The 16560-nt window shown below is 61.5% G+C and carries 17 protein-coding genes; 10 read left to right on the top strand and 7 right to left on the bottom strand.

Going from position 1 to position 16560, the window contains the following annotated elements:
- Position 1: 1 nt before the first annotated feature.
- Positions 2–1441 (top strand): oligosaccharide flippase family protein, encoded by a 1440-nt coding sequence (locus tag AB7783_RS01235; RefSeq protein ID WP_441276570.1) that lies wholly within the window; start codon positions 2–4, stop codon positions 1439–1441.
- A 13-nt stretch (positions 1442–1454) separates the two neighbouring features.
- Here AB7783_RS01235 and AB7783_RS01230 read toward each other — a convergent pair whose 3' ends face one another.
- The gene (locus tag AB7783_RS01230) at positions 1455–2618 is read right to left on the bottom strand and encodes an endo-1,4-beta-xylanase (protein ID WP_441276569.1); all 1164 of its coding nucleotides are present in this window, start codon (positions 2616–2618) and stop codon (positions 1455–1457) included.
- A 45-nt stretch (positions 2619–2663) separates the two neighbouring features.
- Here AB7783_RS01230 and AB7783_RS01225 point away from each other — a divergent pair, with 45 nt between their 5' ends.
- The 6 genes from AB7783_RS01225 to AB7783_RS01200 all read left to right on the top strand — a co-directional run bounded on the left by AB7783_RS01225 (position 2664) and on the right by AB7783_RS01200 (position 8276).
- Entirely contained in the window at positions 2664–3554 is an 891-nt protein-coding gene (locus AB7783_RS01225) for a WecB/TagA/CpsF family glycosyltransferase (protein ID WP_439057515.1), read from the top strand.
- A complete protein-coding gene (locus AB7783_RS01220) occupies positions 3551–4831 on the top strand; it encodes a glycosyltransferase (RefSeq protein ID WP_441276568.1) in 1281 nt (426 codons plus the stop codon). The genes AB7783_RS01225 and AB7783_RS01220 overlap by 4 nt, the downstream gene beginning before the upstream one ends.
- Before the next feature lie 8 nt (positions 4832–4839).
- Positions 4840–6030, top strand: coding sequence for a glycosyltransferase family 4 protein (locus AB7783_RS01215; protein ID WP_441276567.1), 1191 nt, complete (start codon positions 4840–4842; stop codon positions 6028–6030).
- Entirely contained in the window at positions 6027–6434 is a 408-nt protein-coding gene (locus AB7783_RS01210; RefSeq protein WP_184514274.1) for a hypothetical protein, read from the top strand. The genes AB7783_RS01215 and AB7783_RS01210 overlap by 4 nt, the downstream gene beginning before the upstream one ends.
- 19 nt (positions 6435–6453) lie before the next feature.
- On the top strand, positions 6454–6849 hold the full coding sequence (locus AB7783_RS01205) for a hypothetical protein (protein ID WP_441276566.1): 396 nt from the start codon (positions 6454–6456) through the stop codon (positions 6847–6849).
- Positions 6850–7100: 251 nt separating this feature from the next.
- On the top strand, positions 7101–8276 hold the full coding sequence (locus tag AB7783_RS01200) for an acyl-CoA dehydrogenase family protein (protein ID WP_441276565.1): 1176 nt from the start codon (positions 7101–7103) through the stop codon (positions 8274–8276).
- On the opposite strand, the gene AB7783_RS01195 is transcribed toward AB7783_RS01200, so the two are convergent.
- From AB7783_RS01195 to AB7783_RS01170, 6 genes are all read right to left on the bottom strand, one after another.
- Entirely contained in the window at positions 8273–8731 is a 459-nt protein-coding gene (locus tag AB7783_RS01195; RefSeq protein WP_441276564.1) for a carboxymuconolactone decarboxylase family protein, read from the bottom strand. The two genes, AB7783_RS01200 and AB7783_RS01195, sit on opposite strands and share 4 nt — an antisense overlap.
- Positions 8732–8813: 82 nt before the next feature.
- Positions 8814–9728 carry a branched-chain amino acid ABC transporter permease gene (locus tag AB7783_RS01190; protein WP_439073764.1) on the bottom strand — a complete coding sequence of 305 codons (915 nt, stop codon included), beginning with the start codon at positions 9726–9728 and terminating at the stop codon, positions 8814–8816.
- On the bottom strand, positions 9725–10585 hold the full coding sequence (locus tag AB7783_RS01185; RefSeq protein ID WP_439073766.1) for a branched-chain amino acid ABC transporter permease: 861 nt from the start codon (positions 10583–10585) through the stop codon (positions 9725–9727). The genes AB7783_RS01190 and AB7783_RS01185 overlap by 4 nt, the downstream gene beginning before the upstream one ends.
- Positions 10585–11280 carry an ABC transporter ATP-binding protein gene (locus tag AB7783_RS01180; RefSeq protein ID WP_441276563.1) on the bottom strand — a complete coding sequence of 232 codons (696 nt, stop codon included), beginning with the start codon at positions 11278–11280 and terminating at the stop codon, positions 10585–10587. The genes AB7783_RS01185 and AB7783_RS01180 overlap by 1 nt, the downstream gene beginning before the upstream one ends.
- Before the next feature lie 32 nt (positions 11281–11312).
- On the bottom strand, positions 11313–12071 hold the full coding sequence (locus tag AB7783_RS01175; RefSeq protein ID WP_441276562.1) for an ABC transporter ATP-binding protein: 759 nt from the start codon (positions 12069–12071) through the stop codon (positions 11313–11315).
- A 4-nt stretch (positions 12072–12075) separates the two neighbouring features.
- On the bottom strand, positions 12076–13296 hold the full coding sequence (locus AB7783_RS01170) for an ABC transporter substrate-binding protein (RefSeq protein ID WP_441276561.1): 1221 nt from the start codon (positions 13294–13296) through the stop codon (positions 12076–12078).
- A gap of 561 nt (positions 13297–13857) precedes the next feature.
- Here AB7783_RS01170 and AB7783_RS01165 point away from each other — a divergent pair.
- Genes AB7783_RS01165 through AB7783_RS01155 form a run of 3 tightly spaced genes read left to right on the top strand, consistent with a single transcriptional unit; the run spans position 13858 to position 16499 of the window.
- Positions 13858–14865, top strand: a complete 1008-nt coding sequence (locus AB7783_RS01165) for an ABC transporter substrate-binding protein (protein WP_441276560.1) — start codon at positions 13858–13860, stop codon at positions 14863–14865.
- A 1-nt stretch (position 14866) separates the two neighbouring features.
- Positions 14867–15682 carry an ABC transporter ATP-binding protein gene (locus AB7783_RS01160; RefSeq protein ID WP_441276559.1) on the top strand — a complete coding sequence of 272 codons (816 nt, stop codon included), beginning with the start codon at positions 14867–14869 and terminating at the stop codon, positions 15680–15682.
- On the top strand, positions 15675–16499 hold the full coding sequence (locus AB7783_RS01155) for an ABC transporter permease (protein WP_441276558.1): 825 nt from the start codon (positions 15675–15677) through the stop codon (positions 16497–16499). Before AB7783_RS01160 ends, AB7783_RS01155 begins: the two co-directional genes overlap by 8 nt.
- Positions 16500–16560: the final 61 nt, after the last annotated feature.

The following is a 16560-nucleotide window of genomic DNA, read 5'->3' as shown; positions in this document are numbered from 1 at the left end:
CATGCTACTGAAGCGCACGATCCTTTATCTTCCGGCCCAGATCGTCGGGCCGATGTTCCAGCTGATCGCGATGATCGTGTGGACCCATGTGGTCAACGAGCATACGCTGGGTGTGATCACGCTGATCACGGCAACGCATGAGCTGCTGCAGATCGCGTTCCTCGCCTGGTGGTCGCAATATGCGCTGCGTTTCTTCGGTCGCTATCAGGATGGCGAACAGGCCGAACGCTTCTATCGCACCGAGAATGTCGTCATTCTTGTTTCGCTGGTGCTGCAGAGCGCCGCCGTGATCGGCGTGCTCTATACGGTCATCGCGACTGACACCAACCCGGCGCTGCTCGGAGCGACCGTCGCTTACGTCATCAGCCGCTCGCTCAATCTCTATATCGCCGAACGCGCCCGGGTCCGGCACCAGATCGGCGTCTACTCGATCCAGCAGATCGTCGGACCGTCGATCGGCTTCATTCTTGGCCTGATACTCATCAAGCTGATCGGCCCATCGCCGGAATGGCCGCTGCTGGGCTATGCCGCCGCGCAGCTCTTTGCCGCTTTGGTCGTCCTGCCCCACATCGGCTACAGCCGCCGCCTGTGGCCGATCGATCGCGAGATCATTCGCCATGCGGTGAGCTACGGCATTCCGCTGATCATCGGCGGTGCGCTGGGCTGGGTCGGCCTCAATGCGTCGCGCTTTATCGTCAACGACATGCTCGGCGTCGCCGCCGCTGGTCTTTTTGCCGTCGGTTATGGTCTGGGCCAGCGCGCCGCGGCAGTGGCTGCGATGCTGGTGACGGCAGCGGCTTTCCCGCTGGCGGTCAAGAGCATGGAGCAAGGTGGCAGCAAAGCCGCAATGCGCCAACTTGCCGACAACAGTGCACTGCTCATCGGCATTCTGGCGCCGAGCATTGCGGGCATCTTCCTGCTACGGGCCGAGATCGTGCACCTACTGATCGCCACGCCGTTTCAACAGGTGACGCTGGCAATTCTGCCTCTCTCGGCCCTGGCCGGTTCGATCCGCAACATCCGCGCCCATTTCGGCGATCAGGTGTTTCTCCTGCACAGCAAGACCCAGCTGATGATCGTCGTGTCAAGCATCGACGCACTGGTGACGATCGTGGCGAGCTTCATCTGTATCCACTATTGGGGACTTGTCGGCGCGGCCGGCGCGACAGTGCTGTCCGCCATTGCCGCAGCGCTGGTCAGTTTCATCATCGGTTTTTCGAAATTCGGCCTGACCCTGCCCTGGGCGCATCTCGCCCGCATCGTCCTCGCAACTGGGGCCATGGCGGTACTGCTGACGCAACTGCCCGAAGCGCCCAACCATGTCTTGCTGGCAGCACATGTCGCCGCAGGCGCGGCGATCTACGTGTTGGTCCTTGCCATCCTTTACGGGCCGACGTTGCTTCGGATGCTGCGCCGGCAGCCGCAACTTTCGGAGCTCTAATGTCGTGAAATCGTCACGACCGTTTGGCGGTCTCCAGCGCACGGGCCATTGCGTACCACAGCGGCTTTTTCTGCATGTTCTCATCGAACGGCAGCGGCCGTGGCAGTCGTTCTGCGAGAGGATTCTTCTTTCTCGCGGCGTCCGTATAGAATGAATAGTGATCGGACAGCTGCCACGCGATCACGGCCTTGACCGCCGGGACCTGCAGCACCGTCTCGAGGAATTTCCCGCCGGTCTCCGCAATCATCTTGTCGCGCGTGGCTACATCATCAGGGAACGTGTCGTCGCGGACATCGAATTCGGTGATGTAGATGTCGACCTTGCGTTCGGCGAGCACGTGGACGAATTCGAGAAACCGCTGGGGATCATGCGGATAGCGCGGCTGCAAGTGGCCCTGCAGGCCGACCACATCGAGCCGGACGCCGGCATGCTGCAACTCGTCGACCAGACGCAACAATCCCGCGCGCACCGCGAGACCGACATCATCATCGCGTTCCGCCTGTGCCTCATTGAGCACAAGTTTAGTCTTCTTATCCACAGCACCGGCCCGCGCGAAGGCGCGCCTGATATAATCAGTGCCAAAGGCATCGTACCATGGGCCAAGGCGATAGCCGCCGGGTGCCTTGTGACCGGGCCAGAACGGCTCATTCACGACGTCCCATGACTGCAATTGGCCGGCATAGCGCCCGGCGACTTCATCGATATAACTATCGAAGAAGGCCTGTCGCTCGGAATTGCTCATGGACTTGATCCATTGCGGAACCCATTCGTTCCAGATCAGACAATGACCGCGCATGGGAATGCGATTGCTCGCACAAAATTGTAGCAATCGATCGGCGCTCTCGAATCGCTTCGGACCCGCCATCGGCGCAAGCGTGCCCATTTTCAGAGCGATGTCCGTCGTTATAATTTTCGTCTGTGTTGTGTAAAGCTCACGATATCCGACATCCTTGTCGATCACCGGCCCCGCAGCCGCGCCAAACATCAAACCATTTTTTGCCGCAATTGTACCAAGGCTCTGCATTTGAGTCGCGCCGAGTGCATGTTGTTGCATAGCGACTGTCGCGCCGGCGATGACTGCGAGCGACTTTCTCCTTGAACATTCGAACATATCCACTCTCCATCGATTCAAAATCGTGACTGCTATCTTTTCCATATTGCGCGACAGCATCGCCATCGTTGCGTCGCAATAGTTCGTTTTGATGTCCATGACGTCGGGGAGATGATTTTCGACTCACTTTTCTTTGCTGCATCGGCAGCAAGCAGGTGTGCACTTCGTTCAAGCGTACCTCGGCTACATCGTCATCAGGGGACCGACATGTCGAAGACGCAGGCGCCACACGCCAAAAATCTCACCGTTGACGGAGTCACCGTGAACGTTTCATCGCTCGATGAAGCCGTTTTATCGATCGTAGAAGCGGCCGAACGCGGCGATAACTTCAGTGTATGCACGCTCAATCTCGATCATGTCGTACATCTGCAACAAAAGCCCGACTTTCGCGCGGCCTACCGGCGCGCACGCTTCGTGACTGCGGATGGCTTTCCGATCGTCGTTCTCAGTCATCTGCTCGGCAAACCTATTTCACGAACAACCGGTGCTGATCTTGCCGCTCCCTTGTGCGAAGCTGCAGGCAAGAAGGGGCTTCCCATCTTTCTGTTCGGTTCCGACAGGCCAACGCTGGACAAGACTGCAGCAGAATTGCGCAAACGATATCAGGGCTTGCAGATCGTCGGCACCTTCGCGCCTGGTCGCAACTTCGAGGCCTATTCAGCGGAAGCCGATACAGCGATTGCACAGATCCGCGCATCCGGTGCAAAGCTCTGCTTCCTCGCGCTGGGCGCGCCACGACAGGAAGTGTTTGCGTCGCGCTGTATCGATGAGTTGGACGGGACGGGCTGCCTGTGTTTCGGCGCGGCGCTGGACTTCATCGCAGGTACACAGGTTCGCGCACCGATGTTCACCCAACGTGCCGGTCTCGAATGGGCCTGGCGCATGTTGCGAGATCCGCGCCGCCTTGCGCCCCGTTACGCACGCTGCGCTGCCGCCGTGCCACGTTTGATCGCCAGTACGCTTCCACAAATCCTGAACGCTCGCATGAGGAAAGCCGCATGACCTCGACACTCACTCTGGGTCTTCGCGCCCGGAACGCCGCGCCGGCCAAGCAACGCTACCAGATCTGCCTCATTCACCCGTTCGATCCGCGCGGCCAGAAGGTGGGTGGGCTCGAGACCTATATCCGCGACTTCATCACCTTCCATCCCACGGACACGGACATCCTGTTCGTTGGCGTGGATTCGATCGGCGACCTCAAGCTCGGCGAAGTGCGACGGCTGACTTTCCGCGGGCGCGACTTCGACTTTCTCCCGATCCTGCACTATTCCGACCAGCAGGCCCGAGAGGCCGCGCGCACCATCCGCTCGTCACTCACTGGCCAGTTCTTCATGGCTTTGCTGCGCTATTTCGGCCCTGTCTCGCGGCTGATCCGCGAGCGCGGCTGCACGGTTGATCTGCGCCGCGTCGAATTTTCCTGGCTGCCGACGCTGCTGCGCCGCCCCTTCATCCAGATGCTGCATGGCGAGGGCGCGCCGAAGCTGCAAATGGATTCGCTCTTGAAGAAATATTCGTTCGTGCACAATATCGGCGAGCGTTTCGCCGTCACGACCAGCGCAAAATTTCTGTGCGTGAACCCGTTCATCACCGAACGGCTGCAAAAGACATATCCCGGTCAGAGCGGCAAGATCGACACGTTGTGGACCTGGGTCAATACCGACATCTTCAAGCCACAGCCGTTTCCAGCGATGACTGAGCCGTTCCGAATCATCTTCGCGGGGCGCCTTGACGAATTCAAGGATCCGCCATTGATGTTCAGCATCATCGCCCGCCTGCGCGAGCGGCTGCATGGCCATCTCGAATTCCATTATATCGGGACCAGCGATCCGCATCGCTTTGCCGAATTCGCCGCGATCGAAGACATCACGATCCGGCACGGCTTCAAGGACGCTGTCGGCATGGCCGCAACACTGGCCAATGCCCATGCAGGCATCCTGACGTCGGAGTTCGAGGGCATGCCGCGTTGCGTGCTCGAGACGCTTGCGGTCGGCCGCCCGGTCGTCGCGGTGCACCTGCCGCAGCTGGAATCGGTGATCCATGATGGCGAGAGCGGCTATCTCATTTCCCGCAGCTCATCCCGCGACGAGATGATCGAGAACCTGGCTCAACGTTTCCTCGATACCCGCGATGCGATCGGCACCGGCGAGATCAACCCGGTGCAGGTTGCCAGCGCGATCGATAATTTCACACCAGCAACACAGCTGGCGCGCGTCTTTACCTATCACCAGGACATCCAGAATGCGCGCAACATGACGATGACGCCCTCCGCGGCACACTGAGGTTATTTGTGAATATCCTGTTGCTATCGAGCGAATATGCTCCCGCACGCGGCGGGATAGGCACCTACGCCCATGAGATCGCATTGGCCGCAACGCAGCTCGGCGCGCGGGTGACGCTGGTCGCTCCCGATTACGCACAGGATATGTCAGCCGACGATCGCGCCATGCCCTTCGCAATCCACCGCTTCAGCGGCGGATTGCATTCGGCGCGCGATCTGCCCGCCAAGATCATGCTGGCGCGCAGCCGGATCGGTACGGCCCCGTTCGATGTGGTGCATGCCGCCGACTGGCCGTTCTTCATTCCGGTCGCACTCGCGCGCGGCCGCACGCCGGCGCGGATGCTGATGACGGTGCACGGTACAGAGATCAATGAGACGCAGACGCCACTGAAGCGACTGGCGATCCGGTTCAGTGGCGTGTTCGGGCCACGCACCGAGGTCGCTGCCAATAGCAACTTCACACGCGAGCTGTTTCGCAAAAGATTCACGATCGACGAACGCCGCATTCATGCCATTCGCCTTGGCGTCTCCGATTTCTGGTCCGGCCGGCGCAGCGACCGCGCTGCCACACGCGCGATCTATGACATTGCGCCAGACCGGATCGTCATGGTCACTGTGGCGCGGCTCACGCGGCGCAAGGGACATCATCTCACGCTCGCCGCCCTCGCGCAGCTTCCTGACGAATTACGTCAGCGCGTCACCTGGCTGGTCATCGGTCCGCAAGGAGAAGCTGACTATGTCGATGAGATTCGCGGCATGATCGCTGCGTCGGACTGCAACATCAGGCTACTCGGCGCGCTATCGAATGAAGAAATTCGCGATATCTACGGTGCGGCGGACTTCTTTTGTCTGACCGGTGTGCCGGATTCGTCCGGCCGCGTCGAAGGCTTCGGTCTCGTCTATCTTGAGGCCGGTGCCACGGGCCTGCCGAGCGTCGCAAGCAATATCGGAGGTGTGCCCGATGCGGTGCTCGCCGGCCAGTCTGGCCTTCTGGTCGCCCCCCGCGTCGACATGATCGCCCATGTGATCCGGCAATTGGCCGAGGACGATGAGCTGCGGGCGCGCCTCGGCGCTGGCGCCGCCGCACATGCGCGTGATCTGTCGTGGGAACGCTGTGCCGCAGAAACCTATGGTTTGAAGCGGCCATCGCCATCGGAGGATGCCTTGCAGACCGGATCGGAGCTGAGGGCATCGGCATGAAACAGCTCGCTGCCATCGTCACATTGCTCGTGCTCACCGCAGGCGCCGCGCATGCCGACAATTGCAACAAGAGCCGGGAATATCTGCTCGGCGGCCTTGCGGGCGATCTCACCATGCCGCCCCAGGCCTATGAAGGCCTGTTCAAGGTCTGCACCGCGACGGCGACGATGCCGAACGTCAAAGATGCCTACATCCTGAAGGATGGGGCCATCGCGGTGATTCCGAAACAGGACACGGTGGCCGCCACCGCGGCGACGTTGTCGCGATTCTGCGACGCCAACCCCAGAGCCACGCTACGCTTCATCTCCGCCAAGGAGCTCGTGCTAACGAAATCGACATCGGGCATTGTGCAGATGTCGTCAGGCTCCGCAACATCGTGTAAGAAGATCAAGGGTCTCACCTGAGCCAGAGGGAAATGCCGCCATGCTGAAGCGCATCTTTCGCTCCTCGTCCGAGACATTCCGGACACGCTCCCCGGAACGCGACCGCATCACCGATGAACGGCTGGTTCTTGCCATTGCAGCGACCATCGACTCCGGCCTGCGCAGCTCAGAATATGAGCATGACGGCCTGAAGCGTCGGCTGGAAGACGTCATCTCCATCGCCGCAATTGTCGGCGGTAACGAGATCGAGGACGTCAACAGCCAGTCGGACCCGCGGGCAGAACTTCTGCAGAAATCGGACGACGAGATTCGCATCGGCGAAGCACGGCTGCGGACGCTCGAAAACAATATCGAGCATTTCAGATCGCTGAAACGGGACCTGAGACGGCGTTTCCCGGGCATCAATCTCGATGCCACCGAGCCGGCGCCGAAATAGCGGTTTTCCACCGATCAAGACCAGCCGCTCAAGATTCGACCGATCAGCACGCCATACGCGGGTCAGTGACGCCACGACACGCTTCAGGGTGATCGATGCCTCGTAGCCGAGTTCGATGCGATCGGGCATACTGATCCTGTAAATGCTATCCCTCACCTCGTCGCCGGCCACCACCCGTACCGTGATCGGCCCCGCCTGCCTCAATCCCGCCCCAGGGCTTCGCCCAAGGGGCGACCGGAGTATCTGCTTCCATGACTGACCGCGCCGACGCCATTGCCGCCAGGATCGAGACCTTCATCCGCGCCGAAGTCATCCCCTATGAGAAAGATCCGCGGACAGGTGCTCACGGCCCGAGCGACGAACTGGTGCAAGAGCTGCGCGACAAGGCCTGCAAGGCTGGCGTTTTGACCCCGCACATTCTCGCGGATGGATCGCATCTGACGCAGCGCGAAACGGCAAAGGCCCTGATCAAATCCGGTCTTTCGCCGCTGGGTCCGCTTGCCTGCAACACGATGGCGCCCGATGAGGGCAATATGTATCTGCTCGGCAAGGTTGGCACCGCCGAACAGAAGACGCGTTTTCTGGAACCGCTGGTGTCGGGCAAAGCACGTTCGGCATTCTTCATGACCGAGCCGGCAGACGAAGGCGGCGCCGGCTCCGATCCGTCGATGATGCAGACCACCTGCAAACTCGATGGCAATCACTGGGTCATCAACGGGCGGAAGAAGTTCATCACCGGCGCGGAAGGCGCCAAGGTCGGGATCGTCATGGCGAAGTCCGATGACGGCGCCTGCATGTTCCTCGTCGATCTGCCAGATCCTGCGATCCGCACCCTGCGCGTGCTGGATACGATCGACAATTCGATGCCCGGCGGCCATGCAGAGATCGAGATCGAAAACCTGCGTGTCCCGGCAGACCAGATGCTTGGCGCGTCAGGCGACGGTTTCAAATACGCACAGATCCGCCTCAGCCCGGCGCGCCTGTCGCATTGCATGCGTTGGCTGGGTCTTGCGATCCGCGCCAACGAGATCGCGACCGACTATGCCTGTCGTCGCCATGCGTTCGGAAAGGCCCTGATCGATCACGAAGGCGTCGGCTTCATGCTGGCGGAAAACCTGATTGATCTCAAACAGTCGGAACTAATGATCGACTGGTGCGCCGACGTGCTCGACACCGGCTCGCTCGGCACGGCCGAAAGCTCGATGGCCAAGGTCGCCGTGTCGGAAGCGCTGATGCGGATCGCCGACCGTTGCGTGCAAGTGATGGGCGGCACCGGTGTTTCAGGCGAAACAATCGTCGAACAGGCCTTCCGCGAAATCCGCGCCTTCCGCATCTATGACGGCCCGACTGAAGTCCACAAATGGTCGCTCGCCAAGAAGATCAAGCGCGACTGGAAGACCGATCAGCCAGGCATACCGGCCGCCTAGACGTCGACCTCGACCTGGAGCACGTCGTTGAAGCGGTTGAACGCACCGCATAGCGCGATGCGCCAGGTCAGTTCGACGATCTGCGCGTCGTTGAAATGCGCGCGCAGGCGCTCGAACATCGCGTCGCGGATTCGATGCCAGTTGCTGCTGACCGCGATCGCGTATTCGACCACGAGCCGATCGACTTCGGTGAGTTCAGGATGCTTCTCCCAGTCGAGCAGGTTTGCCGCACCTTCCGTCGTGATACCTTCAACCGCGAGTTTCGGCGTGTGCTGCGCAACGCAGAAGTCGCATTGATTGACCAGCGAGACAGCGACAATGGCGAGTTCGAGATATCGCTTGGGTAGCACGCCTTCGTCGGCCAGTTGGGTGAGAAGGCGCCACATGTGCTCGAACACCGGCAGCCGGTTGGCCATTGCGGCGGCTTGGCCCTCGAACGGGCCATATGTGGTCATGCGATCCCACAAAGCCCTTAGGTGCTCGGGCAGCTGATCTCTTTTTTGCAGGGCAACGCGGGCCATATCGAAACTCCGGTTATCAGAAACGAGAGGATGTCTTGTCCGCGAGCGCAGAGCGCGGCTCGCGGCCAAAACCATCCGGCTTGAAGATCAGCAATACCACCAGCCCCACGCCAACGAGGAACAGGCGAATGGCGGCGAGTTCGGACGCCCCAAGACCAGGAACGAGGTCTATCAGAAACCGGCTGCCTTCCAGAAGGAAGATCAGTGTGAAGGCGCTGGCAACGACGCCGCGGTTGCTGCCGCGCCCGCCCACCACCACGGCCATGAAGGCATAAGCGGTGACGATCGGGCCGAATTGCGTGGGGTCGATGTAACTGTAATAGAATGCGTGCAAGCTGCCTGCGAGACCGAGGATCGCGCCGCCGATGGCAAACACCCGCACGCGGACGGCGAGCACGGACTTGCCGAGCGCTTCCACGACTCCGGGGTCGTCGCGCGTCGCACGCACAAGGCGCCCGAAGGGGGAGCGGGCCAGCGCCTGCAGGACGGTGTAGACGATCAGCACGGCCAGCAACGCCAGAAGCAAAAAGCCTGTATCGCCCCAACCGCGGGGCCACCATGCCTGGAACGGTCGTTCGATCCCCGAAACACCGAGCATGCCGCGGGTCAGCCAGCCTTCGTAGCTGATGACGAGGCGTAGGCATTCAGCGAAACCAAGCGTCACGATAGCGAGATAATCTTCGGACAACCGCACGGAGATGAGCGCGCTGACCGCACTCAACGCTGCCACGCCGAGCATGGCCATCCCCAGAGCGACCAGAGGTGGCAGCCCCTGCACCGTCAGCAAACCGGCGATATAGGCGCCGAGCATGTAGAAGCCGAACAGGCCGAAATTGACCAGACCGCCCATTCCCCATTGCAGATTAAGCGCGAGCCCTGCCAGCGCAGCCATCGCAACAAGCGTCAGAGTGGCGATGAGATAGACCGTCATTTGGTAACCCACCGCGTTCCAAACAGGCCCCAAGGCCGCACGAGCAGAAGCGCGACCATCACAAGGAATGTCACGATCATCCGGTAGTGCACGGGCATCACCAGCGTCGCCAGTTCCTCCGCAATACCGAGTGTCAGCGCGCCGGCGACGGCGGCCATCGGATTGGCAATGCCGCCGAGAATGGCCGCTGTGAACACAGGCAGCAGATAAGTCCAGCCCATCTGCGGCTCGACATTGGCATCCAGCCCGACGAGCACGCCGGACAGCGTTGTCAACATTCCGGCGATCAGCCAGACATAGGCGACGACGCGTGACCGCGAGATGCCGCGCACTGCTGCAAGGTCCGGGTTATCCGCCACGGCGCGCATCATTCTGCCAAGCCGCGTAAAGCGAAAAATGATCCACACCACAGCGAGCGCCGCAATGACCGTAACGAGAATGGTGAGCTGTTCGTGGTTCAGCCGGATATCGCCAAAACGCATCGGTCGCGCCACAGGCACGTTATAGGCCCGCGGCGAATTGCCGGCAAAGAAACGGATCACATTCTCCAGCGCGATGGCGACTCCCATGGAGGCCACCAGCAGCGTCACGCCCCCTCGATTGCGAAGCGGGCGATAGGCAAGCCAGTCGATACCGACAGCGATCACCGCAAAGAGTGCCGCGCCGGCACTAGCCGCAAGCCACAGCGGCATGCCCAGTAGGACATTGCCGATATAGACGAGATAGGCGCCGCAGGAGAGATAGGATCCAACCGCATAATTGGCAAAGCGCAACACGCTGAACGTCAGCGACAGCGCAAGCGCAGGCAATGCCAGCAACAGACCGGCGACAATGCCGTTGACGAGAAGCTGACCCATCACACCCCTCCGAGATAGAGGCGGCGGATATCCGGATCGGCGAGCACTTCGGCAGCGGGCGCGGCGAGGCGTATCCGCCCACCCACCAGAACCACGCCGTGATCCGCAGCGCCGAGGCCGAGGCGCGTATTCTGCTCGACGATCAGCAGCGTCACTCCCGAGGCAGCCACCCGGCCTATCACCTCGAACAAAATCTCCGCATTGCGCGGTGACAATCCGGCGGAAGGTTCGTCCAGCGCCAAAACAGATGGCTCAGGCATCAGCGCCGCGGCCATCGCCACCATCTGCCGCTGGCCACCGCTGAGATGCCCGGCCGTGCTGCGAAGTTTAACGCGGATCTCCGGAAACAGGTCGAGCACGGCATCGAGGCGCACGCCGAACGATGGCGCCGAACGTGATGCCACGAATTCATAACCGACTTGCAGATTTTCCAGCACGCTCATGTTGCGGAAGATGTTGGCCTCCTGCGGCACGTAAGCGAGGCCCCGCGCGGCACGCGCAGGCGCACCGAGCGTCGTGACGTTCGCTTCACCGAACAGCACTTGGCCTGAGATCGGACGCAACAGGCCAACGGCCGTCTTCATCAGCGTCGATTTGCCGGAGCCGTTGGGGCCGACCACGACAAGTGTTTCACCTGCGCGAACCGAGAAGCTCACGCCATGCAGGATCGGGTGGCCGCCATAGCCAGCCACCACGTCGCACAATTCCAGTCCTGTTGCGGAGGTCGTTATGACTGCGCCCCCAGATAGGCCGACGCCACCTCCGTATTGGCGATGACATCGTCAAACCGGCCTTCGGTCAGCACCTGCCCCTCGGCCAGAACATAGACGTGGTCACACAGCAGACGGACCATGCCCATATTGTGCTCCACCAGACCGAAAGTGGTGCCTTCCGCGCGTAGCGCCTGAACGAATTCCACGATCTCGCCGATCCGCGTCGGGTTCACGCCCGCACTGGGCTCATCCATCAATACGATACGCGGATCGAGCACCAGCGCGCGGCAGATTTCCAGCAACTTCTTCTGCCCGCCCGATAGTGTACCGGCTGGCGCGTCTGCAAGTTTCCAGAGATCGACGCGCTGCAGCAGTGCGCGGGCCTTGTCGATGGCTGCGTCCTCCTCGTCACGCACCGCGCGGTGGGACCAGAGCAGCGACAGGACATTTTCTCCGCGCATATGAGGCTGCGCGACAAGGACGTTCTCAAGCACCGTGAGGCTCGCTAGTTCGCGCGAAAGCTGAAAGGTCCGCGCCAGCCCACGACGCGCCCGCCATGCCGGGCCATGCTGCGTCACGATCTCGCCGCCGAGCCGCACTTCGCCTGCGACAGGTCGCACCGCGCCGGCGAGCACGCCGAACAGCGTGGACTTGCCGGCCCCGTTGGGACCGATAAGTCCCGTGACGGCGCCCGCAGCGAGCTGTACCGATGCACCATTCAGCGCCTTGAAGCCGCCTTCATAGATCACACTAACATTGACGGCCTCGAGCATTGGTTCAGCGGATCTCGCCAACCAGTTTGCTGTCGCCTGCCTTGATCAGGAAGTGCCCGAAAGTCAGATCGGTCTGGTCGCCATTGGGGGCAAAGCGGAAATCCGACGCTGCGCCCGCATAACGGAACGGCTTGCCTGCACGCAGCGCCTTGAGCGCTTCGGCCGGATCTCCGATCGAGGGGGCGTCGGCATTCACGAGAGCGGGGACCTCCGCGCCAAAACGGGTGGCATCCACGCTCTTGGCCTTCTCGATGGCCAATGCCGTCAGCACGATCTGGTCGAACACCTGGGCACCGAAGGTCATGATGGTGCCGTCCGGCTTGCCGATTTCCTTCAGATAGCGGCTATAGGCGGCAGATTTGCCAACGGGCACCTGCTGGGTGTGATGCACGCCTTCAGCGACTTCGGCGCCGACGTTCTTGACGAACTGACCGTTGCTGCCCGCGGCATTGCCAAACGCATAGATCTTGCTGTCATAGCCCGAGCGGAAAGCTTCCTTGGCGATGGCACTGAGCTCGTTGATGTAGGCAGCAACGAACACGGCGTCCGGCTTCTTGCCGAAGATGCGCTCCACCTCGACCCGATAGGACGGCTGGCCAGCGTTGAAGCTGACTTCGTCCAGCACCTTGCCGCCGGCGTCCGTGAAGCTCTTGCGGAACGGCTGGATGGTGCTCTGCGTAAAGGGCGTCTGCAGCACGAGAATCGAGGCGGTCTTGATGCCGTCCTTGGCCATCGCCTTGCTGAAGGCCTCGCCCCAGCTCTTGCCATTGGTCTGGAAACGCCAGACCAGATTCTTGTTGTCGCCGTCGGTGATTTCATCGGCTGAACCGTTGACGGTGAGAAGCACGCCCTTCTCAAGCGTGATCGGCTTGACCGCCAGCGCGACGGCACTGCTCCATACGCCTGCGATCGATGCGACCTTGTCCACGTCAATCAGCTTGCGTGCGGCAGCGACACCGGCGGTCGGCTGCGTCTCGTCATCCGCCACGATCAGTTCCAGCGGGCGATCGAGAACCCCACCGGCGTCGTTGATAATTTTCACGGCGGCGCGAGCGGCTTGCTCTTCCTCCTGGCCGTAAGGTCCGCCGATCCCCGTCAACGGGGCCAGCAATCCGATACGAATCGGTGATTGCTGGGCGAGCGACATTGGCGGCGAAGCGAGGCTCGCTGCGAGCGCAACCGATGTAGCCAAAAGAGCGCGGCGGGACAGATACGAGGTAAGCACGATGATCTCCAGGATGCGTCACGGGCGAGCCCATGGAACAAATCTCTGCCCATGCCGGCCGTCGAACGCCGCAAGCCGTGAAACAGCCATGACATGCATGTCAATGCTACCCACGAAAGAAGCGCTTTTAGCCTCGTTTGCATCGCTATGGAACCTCGCGCGAACCGGGACACAGCCGGGAAAGAGATTTTTATTCTCGCACTCATAAGACGCATGGCGCTTACGATAACCTGAATGGGTGTATCGATTTCGTGTCTCCAATCCGCCCCGTATCACGGGACGTCAGCACAACTTCCGGCATGGAAGGAGCCGCGGGCAGGCCTCGTCAAACAGACAAGCTGGCTCTTCATTCGGTCGCCTATGGAGAGCAAACCGCCTTCTCTCTTCGCAAGGATTTCGAGAAAAACCGTCTCACTTCGATCGTTGCGCCAGTGGGCTTGTTCTGAAGATGGTGCCATCGCATCTGCGCGCTGGACGCATTGCCTGATTTCCTGAAGTGTAGTTGCAACTTCTCCAAAGCGCACACTTATGCCGCATCAGCAGGCACCGAAGAGACATATCATGAAGACAGCAAAATTTCTGCACGTCGGCGCGCTCGCATTGGGCTTTGTCGCGGCGACTATGCACGGCGTTCGCGCCGAGACGGCCCAACTCCGTATCGCGCAGCAATTCGGGATCGCCTATCTCCCGCTCATCGTCGCGAGCGAACGAGGTTTGATCGAGGACGAGGCCAAGGCACTTGGCATCACGCCGCCGAAGATCGAATGGCTGCGGCTCTCGGGCGCCGCATCGATGAATGAAGCTCTGATCTCCGGCGGGCTGGATTTCGCGACCGCCGGCATCACACCGATGATCCTGACCTGGGACAAGACGCGGACCACCGCCAAGATCATCGGTGTCGCCGCCTTGGGATCGATGGCCAATATCCTCACCACCAACAATCCGAACGTCAAGACACTGGCCGACTTCACCGAGAAGGACCGCATCGCGCTGCCGTCAGTCAAGGTCGGTTTCCAGCCGATCGTGCTGCAGATGGCGGCCGACAAGGCGTTCGGCAAATACGACAAGCTCGACGAACTCACCGTCAGTATGCCGCATCCGGACGCAACGGCGCAGATCCTGTCGGGTCGCTCCGAAATCACGGCACACTTCACCTCACCGCCGTTCTCGCAACAGCAACTCGCTAGCGGTAAGGTGCATCAGGTATTGAACAGCTACGACGTGCTCGGCGGCCCGCATACATTCAACGTGGTCTATGCCACCACCAAATTCGTCAACGACAATCCGAAGACGATCCAGGCCTTTGTGCGCGGCCTCGACCGCGCCAATGACTGGATCAAGGCCAATCCGAAAGAAGCCACCGCGCTCTACATCAAGGCCGAAAATTCGAAGCTCACGCCGGACTTCGTCGAGAGCATCATCCGCGACAAGAACATCAACTTCACCACGATTCCCGAAGGTGCGCAGAAATTCGCCGACTTCGAAGCCAAGGTCGGCCTCATCAAGCAGGCACCGGCGTCGTGGCGGGATCTGTTCTGGTCCGGCCTGGGCGAAAAGTCGGGAAGCTGACGTGAACGTCGCGCCGCGATCGGCTGACTTCATCGGTGACGCCGTAACGGCGCCGCTGCTGGCGCTGGATCATGTCAGTATCAGCTATCCCACCCGCGACGGCATCCTCACGGCTGTCGAGGATGTCAGCTTCACACTCTCGGCCAGCGAGCGGCTGGTGCTGCTCGGCCCGTCCGGCTGCGGCAAGTCCACGCTGCTGCGTACCGTCGGCGGTTTTTTGAAGCCCAGCGCCGGCGAGATCCGCCTGCACGGCCGGCGCATCGGCAGCCCCGGCCCTGACCGCATGACGGTGTTTCAGGAGTTCGACCAGTTGCTGCCGTGGCGCACGGTGCTGGGCAATGTCCGCTACGCGCTGGAGCGCGGCAAGTCGCTGCCGCGCCGGCAGGCGGAGGATGTCGCGCGTCATTGGCTCGGACGGGTTGGGCTGAAAAATTTCGTCGATGCCTATCCGCATACGCTGTCCGGCGGCATGAAGCAGCGCGTCGCCATTGCTCGTGCCTTCGCGCTCGAGCCTGCATTGCTCTTGATGGACGAGCCGTTCGCTGCACTGGATGCGCTGACGCGTCGACAGATGCAGGACGAACTGCTTAAGCTGTGCGAGGAGACCGGGAGCACGGCGCTATTCGTCACCCATGGCATCGACGAGGCGATCCGCGTCGGCACCCGCATCCTCGCACTGACGCCGCATCCCGGCCGGCTGGCCGCGACATTCGACGTGCCGCCCGACACCCGCATCCGCGGCACCGCGCGCTTCGCCGAGCTGGAACGACAGATCCAGCAGAGCGTTTTCGCCGATCCGGAAACCGAACATGTCTGATATCGCTGCGCCGAAACTGGTGCGCGCGCCCGCTTTACGGCGCGTGTTCGATGGTACGCCGTGGCGCCGTGCCGTGATCCTCGCGGGCTTCGCGCTGATCTGGGAGCTCTATGCACGCTGGCTGGACAATGCGCTGCTGCTGCCGACCATGGGCGCGACTTTGTCGGCGCTGTGGGCGGCTATCGTCTCCGGTGAACTGCCGGACCGCACCCTGACGTCGCTGCGCGTCCTGATCACCGGTTATGCGCTGGGCGTCGCCGTCGCCGCGATCCTTACCACCCTCGCCGCGCTGTCACGCTGGGGCAACGAAGCGCTCGGGCTGCTGACATCCATGTTCAATCCGCTTCCCGCCATCGCGCTGCTGCCCGTTGCATTGCTGTGGTTCGGCATCGGTACGCCGAGCCTGATCTTCGTCATCGTCCATTCGGTGCTGTGGCCGGTGGCGCTGGCCTGCTATGGCGGCTTCCTCGCCGTGCCGCCAACGCTGCGGATGGCAGGTCGCAATCTCGGCCTGTCCGGCGGTCGTTTCGTCGTGGAGATCCTGGTGCCTGCGGCGTTCCCGCAAATACTGTCGGGCCTGCGGATCGGCTGGGCCTTCGCATGGCGGACCTTGATCGCTGCCGAACTCGTGTTCGGCGTCAGCGCGCGCTCCGGCGGTCTCGGCTGGTTCATCTACACCAGCCGTGCACAGTTGGAGACGGCCAGCGTGTTCGCGGGACTGCTGACGGTGATCCTGATCGGCCTCGTCGTCGAAGGAGTCATCTTTCGTACATTGACGCGGATCACGGTGGAGCGCTGGGGCCAGGAGCAGGCCTGAGCGAGCAATCTGCGGCGGCAATACCGGAAGCACAACGTTCTCCGGATGGCGGCATTGTGCA

Source organism: Tardiphaga sp. 172_B4_N1_3 (assembly GCF_052076035.1).
In the GTDB taxonomy this organism is placed as follows: Bacteria; Pseudomonadota; Alphaproteobacteria; order Rhizobiales; family Xanthobacteraceae; genus Tardiphaga; species Tardiphaga robiniae.
Note: the sequence above shows the minus strand (reverse complement) of the source record. Positions and strands in the feature narration are given on the sequence as shown.